The organism is Curtobacterium sp. C2H10 (genome assembly GCF_025407985.1).
Taxonomy (GTDB): domain Bacteria; phylum Actinomycetota; class Actinomycetes; order Actinomycetales; family Microbacteriaceae; genus Curtobacterium.
In genome coordinates this window covers 116,056-131,334 of record NZ_JABXGF010000002.1, presented here as the reverse complement: position 1 = coordinate 131,334, position 15,279 = coordinate 116,056, and the positions used below count along the sequence as shown (strand labels likewise).

General features: G+C 71.2%; 13 protein-coding genes and 1 tRNA gene. 5 read left to right on the top strand and 9 right to left on the bottom strand.

Features of this window, described 5'->3' with window-relative positions; genetic code table 11:
• Nucleotides 1–31: 31 nt before the first annotated feature.
• The 6 genes from HWD93_RS01810 to HWD93_RS01785 are packed head-to-tail and all read right to left on the bottom strand — an operon-like array spanning nucleotide 32 to nucleotide 7,254.
• Nucleotides 32–1,783, bottom strand: coding sequence for a protein kinase (locus HWD93_RS01810; protein WP_071294234.1), 1,752 nt, complete (start codon nucleotides 1,781–1,783; stop codon nucleotides 32–34).
• Complete coding sequence (locus tag HWD93_RS01805; protein WP_071294235.1) at nucleotides 1,780–3,237, bottom strand: penicillin-binding protein 2; 1,458 nt, start codon at nucleotides 3,235–3,237, stop codon at nucleotides 1,780–1,782. Before HWD93_RS01805 ends, HWD93_RS01810 begins: the two co-directional genes overlap by 4 nt.
• Nucleotides 3,234–4,670: an FtsW/RodA/SpoVE family cell cycle protein gene (locus tag HWD93_RS01800; RefSeq protein WP_070417454.1), complete on the bottom strand. Its 1,437-nt coding sequence runs from the start codon at nucleotides 4,668–4,670 to the stop codon at nucleotides 3,234–3,236. The genes HWD93_RS01805 and HWD93_RS01800 overlap by 4 nt, the downstream gene beginning before the upstream one ends.
• On the bottom strand, nucleotides 4,667–6,019 hold the full coding sequence (locus HWD93_RS01795) for a Stp1/IreP family PP2C-type Ser/Thr phosphatase (protein ID WP_071294236.1): 1,353 nt from the start codon (nucleotides 6,017–6,019) through the stop codon (nucleotides 4,667–4,669). Before HWD93_RS01795 ends, HWD93_RS01800 begins: the two co-directional genes overlap by 4 nt.
• Nucleotides 6,020–6,025: 6 nt before the next feature.
• On the bottom strand, nucleotides 6,026–6,577 hold the full coding sequence (locus HWD93_RS01790; protein WP_070417452.1) for an FHA domain-containing protein: 552 nt from the start codon (nucleotides 6,575–6,577) through the stop codon (nucleotides 6,026–6,028).
• Nucleotides 6,574–7,254 (bottom strand): DUF3662 and FHA domain-containing protein, encoded by a 681-nt coding sequence (locus HWD93_RS01785; RefSeq protein ID WP_070417451.1) that lies wholly within the window; start codon nucleotides 7,252–7,254, stop codon nucleotides 6,574–6,576. Before HWD93_RS01785 ends, HWD93_RS01790 begins: the two co-directional genes overlap by 4 nt.
• Nucleotides 7,255–7,340: 86 nt before the next feature.
• Between HWD93_RS01785 and HWD93_RS01780 the strand changes: the two genes are divergently transcribed.
• Nucleotides 7,341–7,427 (top strand) — tRNA-Leu (locus HWD93_RS01780).
• A gap of 57 nt (nucleotides 7,428–7,484) precedes the next feature.
• Here the strand turns inward: HWD93_RS01780 and HWD93_RS01775 are convergent.
• Nucleotides 7,485–7,925: a hypothetical protein gene (locus tag HWD93_RS01775; RefSeq protein WP_071294237.1), complete on the bottom strand. Its 441-nt coding sequence runs from the start codon at nucleotides 7,923–7,925 to the stop codon at nucleotides 7,485–7,487.
• Between the two features lie 86 nt (nucleotides 7,926–8,011).
• Here HWD93_RS01775 and HWD93_RS01770 point away from each other — a divergent pair, with 86 nt between their 5' ends.
• Entirely contained in the window at nucleotides 8,012–8,680 is a 669-nt protein-coding gene (locus tag HWD93_RS01770) for an NUDIX domain-containing protein (protein ID WP_261645864.1), read from the top strand.
• Here HWD93_RS01770 and HWD93_RS01765 read toward each other — a convergent pair.
• Nucleotides 8,646–9,287, bottom strand: a complete 642-nt coding sequence (locus HWD93_RS01765; RefSeq protein ID WP_261645863.1) for a TetR family transcriptional regulator C-terminal domain-containing protein — start codon at nucleotides 9,285–9,287, stop codon at nucleotides 8,646–8,648. The genes HWD93_RS01770 and HWD93_RS01765 overlap by 35 nt on opposite strands.
• A 20-nt stretch (nucleotides 9,288–9,307) precedes the next feature.
• A complete protein-coding gene (locus tag HWD93_RS01760) occupies nucleotides 9,308–10,840 on the bottom strand; it encodes a PucR family transcriptional regulator (protein WP_261645862.1) in 1,533 nt (510 codons plus the stop codon).
• Between the two features lie 92 nt (nucleotides 10,841–10,932).
• Between HWD93_RS01760 and gabT the strand changes: the two genes are divergently transcribed.
• Genes gabT through HWD93_RS01745 form a run of 3 tightly spaced genes read left to right on the top strand, consistent with a single transcriptional unit; the run spans nucleotide 10,933 to nucleotide 15,190 of the window.
• A complete protein-coding gene (gene gabT, locus HWD93_RS01755; RefSeq protein ID WP_261645861.1) occupies nucleotides 10,933–12,297 on the top strand; it encodes a 4-aminobutyrate--2-oxoglutarate transaminase in 1,365 nt (454 codons plus the stop codon).
• Nucleotides 12,294–13,823, top strand: a complete 1,530-nt coding sequence (locus HWD93_RS01750; RefSeq protein WP_261645860.1) for an NAD-dependent succinate-semialdehyde dehydrogenase — start codon at nucleotides 12,294–12,296, stop codon at nucleotides 13,821–13,823. Before gabT ends, HWD93_RS01750 begins: the two co-directional genes overlap by 4 nt.
• Nucleotides 13,820–15,190 carry an NAD(P)/FAD-dependent oxidoreductase gene (locus tag HWD93_RS01745; protein ID WP_261645859.1) on the top strand — a complete coding sequence of 457 codons (1,371 nt, stop codon included), beginning with the start codon at nucleotides 13,820–13,822 and terminating at the stop codon, nucleotides 15,188–15,190. Before HWD93_RS01750 ends, HWD93_RS01745 begins: the two co-directional genes overlap by 4 nt.
• Nucleotides 15,191–15,279: the final 89 nt, after the last annotated feature.

Sequence of the window (15,279 nt, the reverse complement as noted above, 5' to 3'; positions counted from 1 at the left end):
ACGGTGTCGCGAGCCCCCGTCCGGGGGTCGGTCAGTTGCCGTCCTGCGGGCCAGCGCTCGGGTTGTTGCCGTCGGTCGGGTCGGTCGTCGGCTCGTCCGTGGCCTGCCAGGCGTCACTCGACGCGGCCTCGGACGCAGCCGACGCCGCGAGGTTGCCGCACGTCACGGTGTAGCTCAGCGAGGCCGAGGTGTCGATCTTGTCGATCTGCACGGTGACCGATCGGTGGTCGGCGTCGAGGGTGCCCGAGGTCTGGCTCGAGGCGTCCTTGCCGCCGGTGATCGTGTACGCGTACGACGACACGGTGTACCCGGTCGGGCACGTCGCCGCCGCCCAGCTGAAGGTCACCACGCCGTCGGCGGACACCGCACCCGGGGACGCCGAGTTCGGCTGGTTGACCGTCGGCTGCGCCGTGTACTGCTGCAGCACGACGAGCGAGCCGGGCGCCAGGCTGCCGGTGGGGCTGATCGACTGGACGGTGTTCGCCTGCTCGGGCTTCGGGGCGGGGTCGCCGTCCTCGACGCGGGAGGTGAGGTTCAGCGCCTCGAGCTTGGCCTGCGCGTCGGCGACCGACAGCCCGACGAAGTCCGCCGAGTTCACGGTCACGCGCGTCTCGGTCGGAGACGGCGTCGGGGTGTTGGACGGCTTCGGCGTCGCGCTGCGCGTCGTCGCGGACTTGGTCGGCTCCGGCTGACCGTTGCTGTTCAGGGCGAACGCGCCGACGACACCGGCGATGATGAGCACCGCGACGATGCCCACGACCCACCAGATCCAGGCGCGCTTCTTCTTCGGTTCCTCGTCCTCGCCGTCGACCGGCGAGCCCGGGGTGCCCGGACCGCCCGCGACCGCACCGGCCTGGGTGCCGATGAGCGCCGTCGCGGCGTCGTTCCCCGGCGTCTGCGGCGGGTTGAACGCCACCGTGCCGCCGGCGGCGATGGCCGGGACGGCGACGGTGGCGGCCGCGACGTCCCCACGGCGGAGCGCCTGCGCCGCACGGGCCAGGTTCGCCGCCGTCGCCGGACGGTCGGCCGGCTTCTTGGCGATGCACGACATCACGAGGGCGGACACCGGCTCCGGGATGTCCCCGGGGAGCGCCGGCGGCTGCTCGTTGATGTGCGCCATGGCGATCGCGACCTGCGACTCGCCCGTGAACGGGCGACGGCCCGCCAGGCACTCGTACGCGACGATGCCGAGCGAGTAGATGTCGGTCGACGGCGACGCCGGGTGCCCACTCGCCTGCTCCGGCGAGAGGTACTGGACGGTGCCCATGACCTGTCCGGTCGCGGTGAGCGGCACCTGGTCGGCGATGCGCGCGATGCCGAAGTCGGTGATCTTGACGCGGCCGTCCGGCGTGATGAGCAGGTTGCCCGGCTTGATGTCGCGGTGCACGAGCCCGACGGCGTGCGCGGCCTGCAGGGCGTTCGCGGTCTGCGCGACGATGTCGAGGACCTTGTCGACCGGCAGCGTGTGCTCCCGCTCGATCATGGTCGAGAGCGCCTCGCCGGGGACGAGCTCCATCACGAGGTAGGCGCTGCCGTCCTCCTCGCCGTAGTCGAACACGTTGGCGATGCCCTCGTGGTTGACGAGCGCAGCGTGACGGGCCTCGGCGCGGAAGCGCTCGAGGAAGCCCGGGTCGCCGAGGTACTCGTCCTTGAGGATCTTGAGTGCGACGGTCCGGCCGATGACGAGGTCGGTGGCCTGCCACACCTCTCCCATGCCGCCGATGGCGACGCGGGACGAGAGTTGGTACCGCCCACCGAAGGTGAGTCCGCTGGTGGGTCTCATTTGTTCAGCACCGCCTCCATGACTTTCTTCGCGACCGGGGCCGCGACCGTGTTGCCGACTCCGGACTGCCCGAGTCCGCCGCCGTTCCCGACGACGACCGCGACGGCCACCTCCGGGTCCTTCGCCGGGGCGAAGCCCGTGAACCAGAGTGTGTAGGGATCGCCCGTGCCACCTTCGGCCGTGCCCGTCTTCCCTGCGACGTCGACACCGTCGATCTTGGCATTGGTGCCGGTCCCCGAGCTGACGACGCTCTGCATGGCCTCGGTGAGGTCACTCGATTCGGAGGCCGAGAGCGGGTCGCTGTACTGCTTCGGGGAGAAGGACTCGACGGTCTTCAGGTCGCTCGTCGTGATCGAGTCGACGAGCGAGGGCTGCATGACCTTGCCGCCGTTCGCGATGCCGGCGGAGACCATGGCCATCTGCAGCGGGGACACGCGGACGCTGGCCTGGCCGAACGAGCTCAGCATGAGCTGCGCGGTGTCGTCGCTGACGTCGGGGTACTGGCTGGCGGTGGCGCGCATCGGGACCTCGATCGCGTCGCCGAAGCCGTACTTGTCGGCCATGCTCTTGATCGCGTCGTAGCCGAGCTTCTGGCCGAGCTCCGCGAAGGGGATGTTGCACGAGTACTGGATCGCGGTGCGCAGCTTGACCTTGTCGCCGCCGCCGCACGAGCCGCCCTCGGCGTTGTTGATGTACGTGCTCGTCCCGGGCAGCTGCAGCCGCGACGGGTTCGGGAACTCGGAGTCGAGGTTGTACTTGCCGCCCTCGAGCGCCGCGGACGCCACGACGAGCTTGAAGACCGAGCCGGGCGTGTACAGGTCGCCGCCGATGGCCCGGTTCTGCAGGGGCTTCGCGGCGTTCGACTCGAGCGCCTTGTACTGGTCGATGACGTTCTGCGTGTCGTGCGACGTCAGCGTGTTCGGGTCGTAGCTCTGCTTCGACACCATCGCGAGGATCTTGCCGGTCTTCGGCTGGATCGCGACGACGGCGCCGGTGTTGTCGCCCAGTGCGTCGTACGCGGCCTTCTGGACGTCGGGGTCGATCGTCAGGTTGACGTTGTCGCCCTGGACGTCCTGGCCGGTCAGGATCGCGTTGAGGTTCTGGAAGAACGAGGCGTCGGAGTTGCCGGAGAGCACGGTGTTCTCGGCGCCCTCGATGCCGGAGTTGCCCTGGCCGATCGTGAAGTACCCGGTGACGGCCGAGTACAGGTCGCCGTTCGTGTACTTCCGCTGGTACTGGTACTGGTCGTCCACCGGGGTCGACTCGGCGATGGGACTGCCGTTGACGAGGATCGCGCCGCGCTTCGTGGAGTAGCTGGCGAGGATCGTCCGGGAGTTCCGCGAGTCCGCGCGGAGGGAGTCGGCCGAGAAGAACTGGATGGAGGTCGTCGACACGAAGAGTGCGACGAACATGAGCACGATGACGGTCGAGACACCGCGGAGCTGTCGGTTCACCGGCTGCGCTCCTTCCTGGTCGTCCCGCGACCACGAGCAGCCGGGATCGCACCCTGCTGCACGCGCTGTTCGGCGGGGATTGCATCGGTCAGGCGCAGCAGCATCGCGGCGATGATCCAGTTGGCGACGAGGGACGAACCACCGGCCGCCATGAACGGCGTCGTGAGGCCGGTGACCGGGATGACCCGGGTGATGCCGCCGACGACGACGAACACCTGCAGCGCGATGATGAAGCCGAAGCCCACTCCGAGCAGCTTGCCGAAGTCGTCCTGCGCCATGAACCCGACGCGGAGGCCTCGGGACGCCAGGATGATGAACAGGGCGAGGATCGCGAAGACGCCGATCAGGCCGAGTTCCTCACCCAGGGAGGCGATGATGTAGTCCGCGTTGGCGACCGGGGTGATGTACGGACGCCCCTGGCCGAGACCGGTGCCCGTGATCCCGCCGTTCGCGAAGCCGAACAGGCCCTGCACGAGCTGGTAGCTGCCCTGGGTCTGCCTGGTGAAGATCTCCTGGTTGAACGGGTCGAGCCACTGCTCGAACCGGCCGTGCACGTAGACGAGCACGGACTGCGCGACGAGCGCGCCGCCGACGAACAGCACCAGCCCGATGAGGACCCAGCTCAGCCGCGCCGTCGCGACGTAGATCATCACGAGGAACAGGCCGAAGTAGAGCAGTGCGGTGCCGAGGTCGCGCTGGAAGACCAGGACGCCCATGGCCGCGGCCCACATCACGAGGATCGGCCCGAGGTCGCGCGCCCGCGGGAACGTCATGCCGAGGAACTTCCGGCCGACGATCGACAGCGAGTCCCGTGCGGTGACGAGGTAGCCGGCGAAGAACAGCGCCATCGTGATCTTGGCGAGCTCGCCCGGCTGGAAGGTGAACGAGCCGAGCTTGATCCAGACCCGCGCGCCGTTCACGTTGAGTCCGATGCCCGGCAGCATCGGCAGCAGCAGCAGCGCGATCGTCAGGAACATGAAGATGTAGCGGTACCGCTGCAGGAACCGGTGGTTCCGGACGACGGAGACCGTGATGATCGCCAGGACCATCGCGAGCATCGTCCAGACGATCTGCTTCACGCCGATCGCGCCCCAGCCGGTCAGGCCGTTGTGGACGTCGATGCGGTAGATCTCGGCGATCCCGATGCCGTTCAGCACGAGTGCGACCGGCAGGATGAACGGGTCGGCGTTCTTCGCGACGATGCGCAGCACGACGTGCATCACGAGCGCGAGCCCGAGGATGCCGGCGCCGACCCAGAGCACCGAGGTGTCGAACAGCTTGCCCTTCGTGCCGAGCTGCACGAGGACCATCGCGCCGGCGCAGATGCCGCACGCGATGACGAGCAGCACGAGCTCGAGGTTGCGGGCGCGGGCGGGTTCTCGCAGCTTGATCGTGATCGCCTGCGTGAAGGACTGGGCGGTGGCGCTGCTCATCGCTTCGCCCCTGGTGACGGTGACGGCGACTTCGTCGGGGACGAGGAGGGCGTCGGGGACGGCGATCCGCCGTCTCCGCCGGTGCCCGCCTGGTCCTGCCCGGTCTCGGCGGCCTTCCGCAGCCGGTCGACGATGTCACGGGCGTCGTCGAGCGACTGCGCGTTGATCGTCGAGCGGACGTTCTCGCGGGTGTACTCCGGCAACCCGGACACCGAGATGTCGGTGTCCTCGTAGACGTCGGACAGCGCGATCGGCCCGATCGACTGCTGCACGCCCTTGTAGATCGCGACGGTGCCGCGGTCGGTCCCCACGTAGTAGTGGTCCTGGATGATCCGCCAGCCGAGGAAGACGGCGCCGACGAGTGCAGCGACGGCCACGATGAGCGCGATGGTCCACGAGACACGACGGCGGATCCGGCGACGGCGGTCCTCGGCGATGAGCTCGGCGAAGAACTGGTCGGACTCGGGCTCGAAGTGCGAGTCCTCGGGGGCGGTCGTGACCTTGAGCGGGTGGAGCAGGATCGTGGGGAGGCGGATCGGCTTGCGGCCGGTCGACGCCTCGAACGTGAGCGGTGCCGCCGCGGAGCCGACCGTGGTGGCCGCATCGTCGTCGTCATCGGGCTCGGTGTCGGTGACGTCCATCACGACGACCGTCACGTTGTCGGGAGCGCCGTGGTCGAGCGTCTCCTTCACGAGGCGCTGCGTGACCTGGTTCGCGTCCATGTTCGACGCGAGCGCGTGCCGGATGCGCTCTTCGGCCAGGTACGACGAGAGTCCGTCGGAGCAGAGCAGCCAGCGGTCGCCCGGCTGGATGTCCATGATGGCGGTGTCGACCTCCGGCGCGGCGTCGACGTCGCCGAGCACCCGCATGAGGACGGAGCGTCGCGGGTGCACCGCGGCCTCTTCAGGCGTGATCCGGCCGCTGTCCACGAGCCGCTGCACGAAGGTGTGGTCGGACGTGATCTGCTGGAGCTCGCCGTCGCGGTGCCGGTAGATGCGCGAGTCGCCGATGTGCGCGATGGCGATCTGTTCGCCGACCCGGATCATCGCGGACACCGTGGTGCCCATGCCGGTGAGCTCCTGGTGCTCGAACACCGTCTCGGTGATGAGCTGGTTCGCCGCGATCAGCGCCGACTGCAGTGCGAACTCGGCGTCGTGCGCCGACGGGAACTCGCGGTCGACCTCCCGGATGCGGCGGATCGCGATCGCCGAGGCGACGTCACCGCCCGCGTGTCCGCCCATGCCGTCGGCCACCGCGAACAGGTGCTGTCCGGCGTAGCCGGAGTCCTGGTTGTTCGCGCGGATGCGTCCGACGTGGGACACAGCGGCGCTCAGCGTGCGAGCGGTCATCCCGGGTTACCGCCGCAGCTCGAACGTCGTCGTCCCGATCGTGATCGGCGTCCGCTCCGCGATGATCACGGGAACGGTCACCTTCTGACCGTTGACGAACGTGCCGTTCGTGGACTCGAGGTCGGTGAGGAGCCAGCCGTCGGCCCGGAGGTCGAGGCGGGCGTGGTTGGTGGACGTGTAGTCGTCGCGGATGACGACGTTGGACTCGCTCGACCGGCCGATCGTGATCGGGCCGCCACCGAGCGGCATCTCCATGCCCTCGCGCGAGCCCTCGGTGATCACGAGGCGGGTCGCAGCCGGCGTGGCGGACTGCTGCGCCCCCGTCGCTTGACCGATGAGGTCCGTGAAGGCACCGGCCGACGCGGCGGCCGGGGCCGCTGCTGCCGGCACCGCGGGGGTCGTCGGACCCGACGCACCGGCCTTCGGATCGGTGGGGATCGTGCGCACGCGTTGGCCGAACAGATCGCTCCGCAGGGCGAAGACGATCACGAACACGAACAGCCAGAGCACCGCGAGGAACGCGAAGCGCAGGACGAGCAGGGTCAGCCCTGTGGTCACCTGGTACCTCCGTCGTTCTCGGGTATCACCCGGAACACCATACGGGTACGACCGATCTCGATCGTGGAATCCGGCTCCACGATGGCCTGCTGGAAGCGCTCACCGTTCAGTTTCGAGCCGTTCGTCGACCCGAGGTCGTTGGCCTGGGCGTGCTTGCCGTCCCAGATGACCTCGACGTGCTTGCGGCTCGTGCCGGTGTCGGCGACGGTGATGTCGGCGTCCGTCCCGCGACCGATCACGGTGCGACCACGCTGCAGCTTGTGCCGCTGCGAACCGATGTCGAGCACCGCGACCCAGGCGACGTCGCGCTGCACCGTCGTCGAGTCGATCTGCAGGATCCCGGTGGAGAGGGTGCCGTCCTGCTGCAGGCGGATCGTGACCGGTCCGGAGAAGGAGTAGTTCTGCGCGACCGCGTGCTGCTGCACCATCTGCGAGAGCTCGTCGACGAGCGGCCGACCGATGTCGTTCATGCGCGTGTAGTCCGGCGGCGCGAGTCGCACCGTGAACTCGTTCGGCACGAGGATGCGTTCGCGGGAGACGACGGCTGCCTTGGTGTCGAGCTCGCGGCGGAGGGCGCTCGAGATCTCGACGGGCTGCACGCCGGAGCGGAAGGTCTTCGCGAACGCGCCGTTCACGGCGCGCTCCAGCCCTCGCTCGAAGCTGTCCAACAGGCCCATGGGTCTCCAGTGTTCTCGGTCGTCGACCTCTGCATGGTAGTGGTTGGCGTCTGGCAGCGTCTGTGCGTGGTAGTGTTCTCGGGCTGGCGCGAGTGGCGGAATTGGTAGACGCGCACGGTTCAGGTCCGTGTGCTGGAAACGGCGTGGGGGTTCAAGTCCCCCCTCGCGCACCAGGCAACGCAAGAGGCCCCCGGAGAGATCCGGGGGCCTCTTCGCATTCCGCAGCGGCGTCAGTTCCGAGGGTGGTCGGGATCCGTCGGCCTGGAGGCGCGGCTCGGCTCGACACCGTCGGCGCGCCGGAAGAACGGGCGTGCGCTGGGCAGGAAGAGCAGCACCGCGGCGACGACCGAGACCAGGATCAGGACGGTGGACAGGCCACCGTCGGTGATGCTCAGGACGGCACGGAGCGCTGCGATCGCCACGAGCACGATCCGGGCCACCGCGGACCCGCGGAGCACCAGGATCGTCGCAGCGGCGACGGCGGCCCAGACGACGAACGACAGCACGAGTGCGAGGACGCCGCCGACCCCGGTCAGTCCCGATCCGGACACCGAGACGACGACGGTGGAGACGACGCCGACGACCAGCCAGACGGCCCAGAGGACGACCGCCGTCCGGACGACCGGAGGCGGGGTCGGTCGGGAACGTCGCAGATCGTCCGTCGTCGTCATGTGCTCCCCGTCCCCGCCGCTCCCTGGTGCGGCGTGACGATCGTACCGGCGGCCTGCCCGCGCCGGCGGGACGCTAGCGTGACGACGTGGACGACGCGCGCACGACCGACCCCCGACCCGGTACCACCGTCCCGGACGCCCGTGGTCGCACCGGGCTCGACGCCGTCGGCCGCGACCTCGACCGCAACCCGGAGGTGGTCGTCCGTGACGTCGAGGTCGTCTCGGACGGCTGGCACGTGCTCCGCCGGACGACCCTCGACGTCCGGCGCCGTGACGGTCGTTGGGACCGGCAGCAGCGCGAGACCTACGACCGTGGCAACGGTGCTGCCGTGCTGCCCCACGACCCCGAGCGCGACACCGTGCTGCTCACCCGGCAGTTCCGCTGGCCCGCCTACGTCAACGGCCACCCGGACGGGATGCTCGTCGAGGCGGCGGCGGGGCTCCTCGACGAGGACGACCCGGAGACGGCCGTGCGGCGCGAGGCGGCGGAGGAGCTCGGCATCCGGCTCGGCACCGTCACGAAGGTGTTCGACGCGTTCATGAGCCCCGGGTCCGTGACCGAGCGCGTGCACGGGTACGTCGGTGCCTACACGCCCGCCGACCTCGTGCACGCCGGCGGCGGGCTGGAGGACGAGGGCGAGGACATCGAGGTGCTCGAGCTCCCGTCGGACGAGGCCCTGGCGATGGTCGCGGACGGGCGCATCGCCGACGGCAAGACGATCATGCTCCTGCAGTGGGTGGCCCTGCAGCGCTGAGGGCAGCGGCGTCCAGCCCGACGGCGTGCGCGATCGTCGTGCGGACGAGGCCCTCGCGCGTCGGCCGGTCGAGGTAGTCCACGAGGGCGTACCCGTTCGTGGCGTCCACGAGCGCGAACAGCAGCCGGCCGACCGCGTCCGGCTCGTCGGTGTGCATGACCCCGTCGCGGACGCCGTCGCGGACCACCCCGGTCGCGAGCGCCTGCCAGTCGTCCATGGCGTCACGCGCGGCGGTGGCGAGCGCACCGTTGGTCCGGCCGAGGCTCCACGCGTCGGCCCAGAGCGCGGCGACGTCGTCCCGGGTGGGGTCGGCGATGCAGGCCAGCAGGGTCCCCAGGCGTGCGGTCGGGTCGGACCGTTCGTGCACGATCCGGCGGACCTCGGCCACCTCGGCGCTCGCGACGGTGCGGAAGGTGTCGCCGACGAGGTCCTCCATCACCGGGCGGTAGTGCGCCACGAGCGAGGGCGCCACGCCGATCGCAGCGGCCACACCGCGCAGGGTCACGGCGGCGAGGCCCTCGGCGCGGGCGACGGCGACGGCCGCGTCGGCGATCTGGGCCTCCCGCTCGACCGGGCTGAGGCGCCGGCGGGTCGGAGTGGTCGGCACGACGCCAGCCTAGGCGCGCCTCACGCGCCCTCGACGACGAACGCCGCCCAGAGGTCGGCGCGGGTGGCGAACACCGACAGGTCCCGTTCGAGCAGCCGTCCGGCGTGCTCGACCCGCGCGCGGGCGGTGTGCCGGTGGATGCCGAGTGCCTGGGCGGTGCGGTCGTACTCGCAGTTCTGCTCGAGCCAGGTCCGAACTGTGCGGGTCAGCTCGGTGCCGGCCGTCCGGTCGTGGTCGAGCAGGGGTGCGAGGAACGCGCGGGCGACGGCACCGGCGTCGACGTCCACGTGGGCGAGGTGGGCGAGCACCCCCTCGCGGGCGAGGTCGCCGAACTCGGTGGTGCCGGGTCGCCCCTCGCGACGGCGGTCGAGTGCCTGCACCGCCTCGGTCCGCGCACGGCCGAAGTACCGGTACGAGGCGCCGTCGGAGAGCCCGGCGTGCAGGTCGAAGCGGTCCACGAGTTCCTCGACGATCGCGGTGTCCTCCGCGCCGACGCAGAGGAACAGTTCGTCGTCCGCCGCGAAGAAGAGCCGGCCGGGGCGGTCCTGCACCCACAGCTCGAGCCAGTCGACCACGGTGTCGAGGTCCTGGTCGGGGACGTCGACGGCGGCGATCCGGACGGGTTCGGCCGGCAGCGGTCCCCACACCTCGCGCGAGGTCGTGTCCACGACGGCGGGGTCGCCCACCGACAGCATGGTGAGGAGCCCGGTGCGGAGGAGCCCGCGCGCACGGGCGAGTTCGCGGTTCTGCTGCAGTGCGAGTCCGGCCAGGGCGATCACGGCGGTGACGACCTCGCGGCCGGCCCGGTCGAGCGCGCCGCCGTTCGCGATGGCGAGCACGCCGCTGAGGTGGCCGCCGCTGCCGAGGGTCTGCAGCGAGAACCCGGTGCGGTGCTCGGTCGTCACGGGCAGGCTCGCCCGCTGGCCGGCTCGGAGGAGCCGGAGCGCCTCGGTCCGGAGCACCTCGAGGTCCTCGACGGGGACACCGTCGGCCGGGTGACCGCGGTCGAGCCGTCCGGAGACGTCGAAGAGGCCGACCCACCCGTCGAGCTGCCGGGACAGCTCGGCGATGGTCGCCCCGAGGCCGTCGGGGCGCATGGCCGCGAGCGAGATGGCCCGCTGCGCGGCGAGGGCCCAGGCGTTGCGGGCGTTGGCGTCACGGGCGACGGCGTCCGCGTTCGCCTGCGCGACGGCGATGAAGGAGGTCTCGTACGGGACCTCGAAGAGTGCGAGTCCCTGCTGGGTGCAGGCGTCGACGAGCTGCGGCGGGGTGCCGGTGCGCACGACCTCGTCCCCGAAGCCGAGCGCGACGACGCCCCGGCGCAGCAGTCGGGCGACGTAGGCGTCCGCGACCGCCGCCGTGACCTCGGTGTCGTCGCCGAACTGCGTGCCGGTGGTGAGCAGCCCCTGCCCGTCAGCGAGGAACGGCGTCGGGTCCTCGAGGTCGGAGCTGTGCAACCAGGACAGCGGCGCATCGAGGGCTGCGTCGGTGGCCGTCAGGAGCCGGAGCCGCAGGTCGGCGCGGTGGAGCAGGGAGCGCAGGGTCGCGGGCATGGGTGCACCCTATCCGCTGCGTCGATCGAGGTGGCCGCCGGTGTACGCGGTGGACAGCGGCACCGCAGGGGAGTGGCTCCTACGATCGCGGCATGTCCTCCACCGTCGCACCCTCGACCAGCGCCGCCGCGGGCGGCCCCTCGCTGCCCCAGGAACGGCGGCTCGTCACGGAGGTGCCGGGCCCCCGCTCCCGAGCGCTCTTCGAACGCAAGGCCGCCGCCGTGGCGTCCGGCGTCGGGGTCGCGGTGCCGATCGCCGTCGTCGCGGCCGGCGGGGGCGTGGTCGTCGACGCGGACGGCAACTCGTTCGTCGACCTGGGCTCCGGGATCGCCGTGACGAGCGTCGGCAACGCCCACCCGGGCGTGGTCGACGCCGTGCAGCAGCAGGTCCAGGCGTTCACGCACACCTGCTTCACCATCGCCGCCTACGACGGGTACGTCGAGGTCGCCGAGGCGCTCAACCGGCTCACCCCCGGCGACCACGAGAAGCGGAGCGCGCTCTTCAACTCCGGTGCCGAGGCGGTCGAGAACGCGGTGAAGATCGCCCGCAAGCACACCGGTCGGCAGGCGATCGTGGTGTTCGACCACGCCTACCACGGGCGGACGAACCTCACGATGGCGCTCACCGCGAAGAACCAGCCGTACAAGAACGGCTTCGGTCCCTTCGCGCCCGAGGTCTACCGCGTCCCGATGTCGTACCCGTTCCGCGACGGCGGACTGTCCGGTGCCGAGGCGGCGAAGCGCGCGATCAGCCAGATCGAGAAGCAGGTCGGCGCGGAGAACACCGCCGCGGTGCTCGTCGAGCCGATCCAGGGCGAGGGCGGCTTCGTCGTCCCGGCACCCGGGTTCCTCGCCGCGCTGTCGGAGTGGACCACCGCGAACGACGTCGTGTTCATCGCCGACGAGGTGCAGACCGGGTTCGCCCGCACCGGCGCCATGTTCGCGAGCGAGCACGAGGGCATCGTCCCCGACATCGTCACCACCGCCAAGGGCATGGCCGGCGGGATGCCGCTCTCCGCCGTCACCGGGCGCGCCGAGATCATGGACTCCGCCCACGTCGGCGGACTCGGCGGCACGTACGGCGGCAACCCCGTCGCCTGCGCCGCAGCACTCGCCGCGATCCACGCCTTCGAGCACGAGGGCCTGGTCGAACGCGCTGCCGAGATCGGCGACGTGCTGCTCGGACGACTCCGCGCCGCGCAGGCGACCGACCCCCGCATCGGCGACGTCCGCGGCCGCGGCGCCATGATCGCGATCGAACTCGTCGACCCGGCGACCGGGGAACCCGACGCCGCGCTCACCGGACGGGTCGTACGGTACGCGTACGAGCACGGCGTGATCGCCCTCACCGCGGGGACGTACGGCAACGTCCTCCGCTTCCTCCCCCCGCTCGCGATCGACGACGACCTGCTCCACGAGGGGCTCGACATCGTCCTGGAAGGACTCGCAGCAGCATGACCGACACCCAGCAGACCAGCCAGCAGGCCACCCAGCGCACCGACGCCGAACGCGAGCTGCTCGCGAAGGTCCCCACGGGCCTCCTGGTCGACGGCACCTGGCGACCGGCAGCCGACGGCGGCACGTTCGGCGTCGTCGACCCCGCCACCGGTGAGACGCTCCTCGAGATCGCCGACGCAACCCCCGAAGACGGTGTCGCGGCACTCGACGCCGCCGAAGCGGCGAAGCACGGCTGGGCGACGACCCCGCCGCGCGAGCGAGCCGAGGTGCTGCGCCGCGCCTTCGACCTGCTCCAGGAGCGCCGCGCCGACTTCGCCCTCCTCATGACGCTCGAGATGGGGAAGCCGCTCGCCGAGGCGAACGGCGAGGTCACCTACGGCGGTGAGTTCCTCCGCTGGTTCTCCGAGGAGGCCGTCCGCATCGGCGGGTCCTACGGCACCAACCCCGAGGGCACCGGCCGTGCGATCGTCAGCCACAAGCCCGTCGGCCCGGCGTTCCTCATCACCCCGTGGAACTTCCCCCTCGCGATGGCCACCCGCAAGATCGCCCCCGCGCTCGCCGCCGGGTGCACGGTCGTCGTGAAGCCCGCCGAGCTCACCCCGCTCACCACCCTGCTGTTCGCCGACCTGCTGGTCGAGGCGGGCGTGCCGGCCGGGGTCGTCAACGTCGTGCCGACCACGCGCGCCGGTGCGCTTTCCGAGCCGATCATCGCCGACCCGCGACTCCGGAAGCTGTCGTTCACGGGATCGACGCCGGTCGGCCGGACGCTCCTCGCCCAGGCGGCGCAGAACGTGCTGCGGACGAGCATGGAGCTCGGCGGCAACGCCCCGTTCCTCGTGTTCGCCGACGCGGACCTCGACCTCGCGGTCGAGGGAGCGCTCGCCGCGAAGTTCCGGAACACCGGGCAGGCGTGCACCGCGGCCAACCGGTTCCTCGTGCACGAGGACGTCGCCGAGGAGTTCGCCGGCCGGCTCACCGACCGCGTCGCGGCCATGTCCGTCGGCCGTGGGACCGAGGACGGCGTCGCCATCGGCCCGCTCATCGACCAGCGCGCCGTCGACAAGGCGCACCGGCTCGTCACCGACGCCCTCGAGCGCGGTGCGACCCTCCGGACCGGCGGCCACCCCGTCGACGGCCCCGGCACGTTCTACGCGCCCACCGTCATCACCGACGTGCAGCCCGGCAGCGACCTGCTCCGCGACGAGATCTTCGGACCCGTCCTGGCGATCCGGACGTTCTCGACCGAGGACGAGGCCGTCGCGGCGGCGAACGACACCGAGTACGGGCTCGTCGGCTACGCGTTCACCGAGGACCCCGCGCGCGGACAGCGCCTCACGGAACGGCTCGAGACGGGCATGCTGGGGCTCAACACCGGTGTCGTCTCGAACGCCTCGGCACCGTTCGGCGGGGTCAAGCAGTCCGGCCTCGGACGCGAGGGCGGCGGCGAGGGCATCGCCGAGTACCTCGAGACCATGTACACGTTGACGCCCGACCCGTTCGGGCGCCCGAAGGGAGCGCAGCGATGACCATCGAGAAGGACGTCGTCGTCATCGGCGCCGGGGTCACCGGCCTCATCGCCGCGACCCGCCTCGTCGCCGAGGGGAAGCGCGTGGCCGTGCTCGAGGCCCGCGACCGCGTCGGTGGCCGCACGTGGACGAACGACATCGAGGGCGTCACCCTCGAGATCGGCGGCCAGTGGGTCTCCCCGGACCAGACCGCCCTGCTCGAGACCCTCGACGAACTCGGACTCGAGACGTACGACCGCTACCGCGAGGGCTCCAGCGTCTACATCGACGAGCACGGCACCCGCACCGAGTACACCGGCGACATCTTCCCGCTGCCGGAGGCCACCGCCGCCGAGATCGAGCGGCTCGTCGCCGTCGTCGACGAGTACGTGGCGACGGTCGACCCGGCGCGCCCCTGGGAAGCGCCCCACGCCGCCGCGCTCGACGAGACCTCGTTCCGCGCCTGGCTGCACACGCTGAGCGACGACCGGGTCGCGACCGACAACGTCGAGCTCTTCATCGCCGGCGCCATGCTGACCAAGCCCGCGCACGCCTTCTCGGCGTTGCAGGCCCTGCTCATGGCCGCCTCGGCCGGGAGCTTCTCGAACCTCGTCGACGCCGACTTCATCCTCGACAAGCGCGTCGTCGGCGGCATGCAGCAGGTGTCCGAGCGGCTCGCCGCCCGGCTCGGTGCGGACGTCCACCTGAACGCCCCGGTGCGCACCCTGCGCTGGGACGACGAGGGCGTCACAGCGCTCGCCGACGGCGGCATCGAGGTCCGTGCCCGCCAGGCACTCGTGGCCGTCCCGCCGCCCCTGTACTCCCGCATCTCGTACGAGCCGCCGCTGCCGCGTCGCCAGCACCAGCTGCACCAGCACCTGTCGATGGGGTTCGTCATCAAGGTGCACGCCGTCTACGACCGGCCGTTCTGGCGCGGCGCCGGGCTGTCCGGCACCGCGTTCAGCCCGTACGAGCTCGTGCACGAGGCGTACGACAACACCTCGTACGGGCAGGAGCAGGGCACGCTCGTCGGGTTCGTGTCCGACCAGCACGCCGACGACGTCTTCGCCCTCTCCGCCGAGGAGCGCAAGGCCCGCGTGCTCGACTCGCTCGCGCACTACTACGGCGACGAGGCGCGCCGACCGGTCGTCTACTACGAGAGCGACTGGGGCACCGAGGAGTGGACCCGTGGCGCCTACGCGGCGAGCTTCGACCTGGGCGGGCTCGTCCGGTACGGCGCCGACCAGCGCGCTGCCGTCGGCCCGATCCGGTTCGCGTCGAGCGACCTCGCCGGGCACGGGTACCAGCACGTGGACGGGGCGGTGCGGATGGGCCGCGAAGCGGCGGCCGAGATCCTCGCCTCGTTGCCGCAGCCGGCGGTGCAGTAGACCGACGCCGAGACGGACGGGAGGCGCGGTGCGGGCTGGCACCGCGCCTCCCGTCCGTCATCGGTGTGGGTTCGGCCGGTACGGTCGTC

Bases quoted from the DNA above. Each gene is read 5' to 3' on its own strand.
- HWD93_RS01810 (WP_071294234.1), bottom strand. From the start codon at position 1,783: ATGAGACCCACCAGCGGACTCACCTTCGGTGGGCGGTACCAACTCTCG.
- HWD93_RS01800 (WP_070417454.1), bottom strand. From the start codon at position 4,670: ATGAGCAGCGCCACCGCCCAGTCCTTCACGCAGGCGATCACGATCAAG.
- HWD93_RS01795 (WP_071294236.1), bottom strand. From the start codon at position 6,019: ATGACCGCTCGCACGCTGAGCGCCGCTGTGTCCCACGTCGGACGCATC.
- HWD93_RS01785 (WP_070417451.1), bottom strand. From the start codon at position 7,254: ATGGGCCTGTTGGACAGCTTCGAGCGAGGGCTGGAGCGCGCCGTGAAC.
- HWD93_RS01775 (WP_071294237.1), bottom strand. From the start codon at position 7,925: ATGACGACGACGGACGATCTGCGACGTTCCCGACCGACCCCGCCTCCG.
- HWD93_RS01760 (WP_261645862.1), bottom strand. From the start codon at position 10,840: ATGCCCGCGACCCTGCGCTCCCTGCTCCACCGCGCCGACCTGCGGCTC.
- gabT (WP_261645861.1), top strand. From the start codon at position 10,933: ATGTCCTCCACCGTCGCACCCTCGACCAGCGCCGCCGCGGGCGGCCCC.
- HWD93_RS01750 (WP_261645860.1), top strand. From the start codon at position 12,294: ATGACCGACACCCAGCAGACCAGCCAGCAGGCCACCCAGCGCACCGAC.
- HWD93_RS01745 (WP_261645859.1), top strand. From the start codon at position 13,820: ATGACCATCGAGAAGGACGTCGTCGTCATCGGCGCCGGGGTCACCGGC.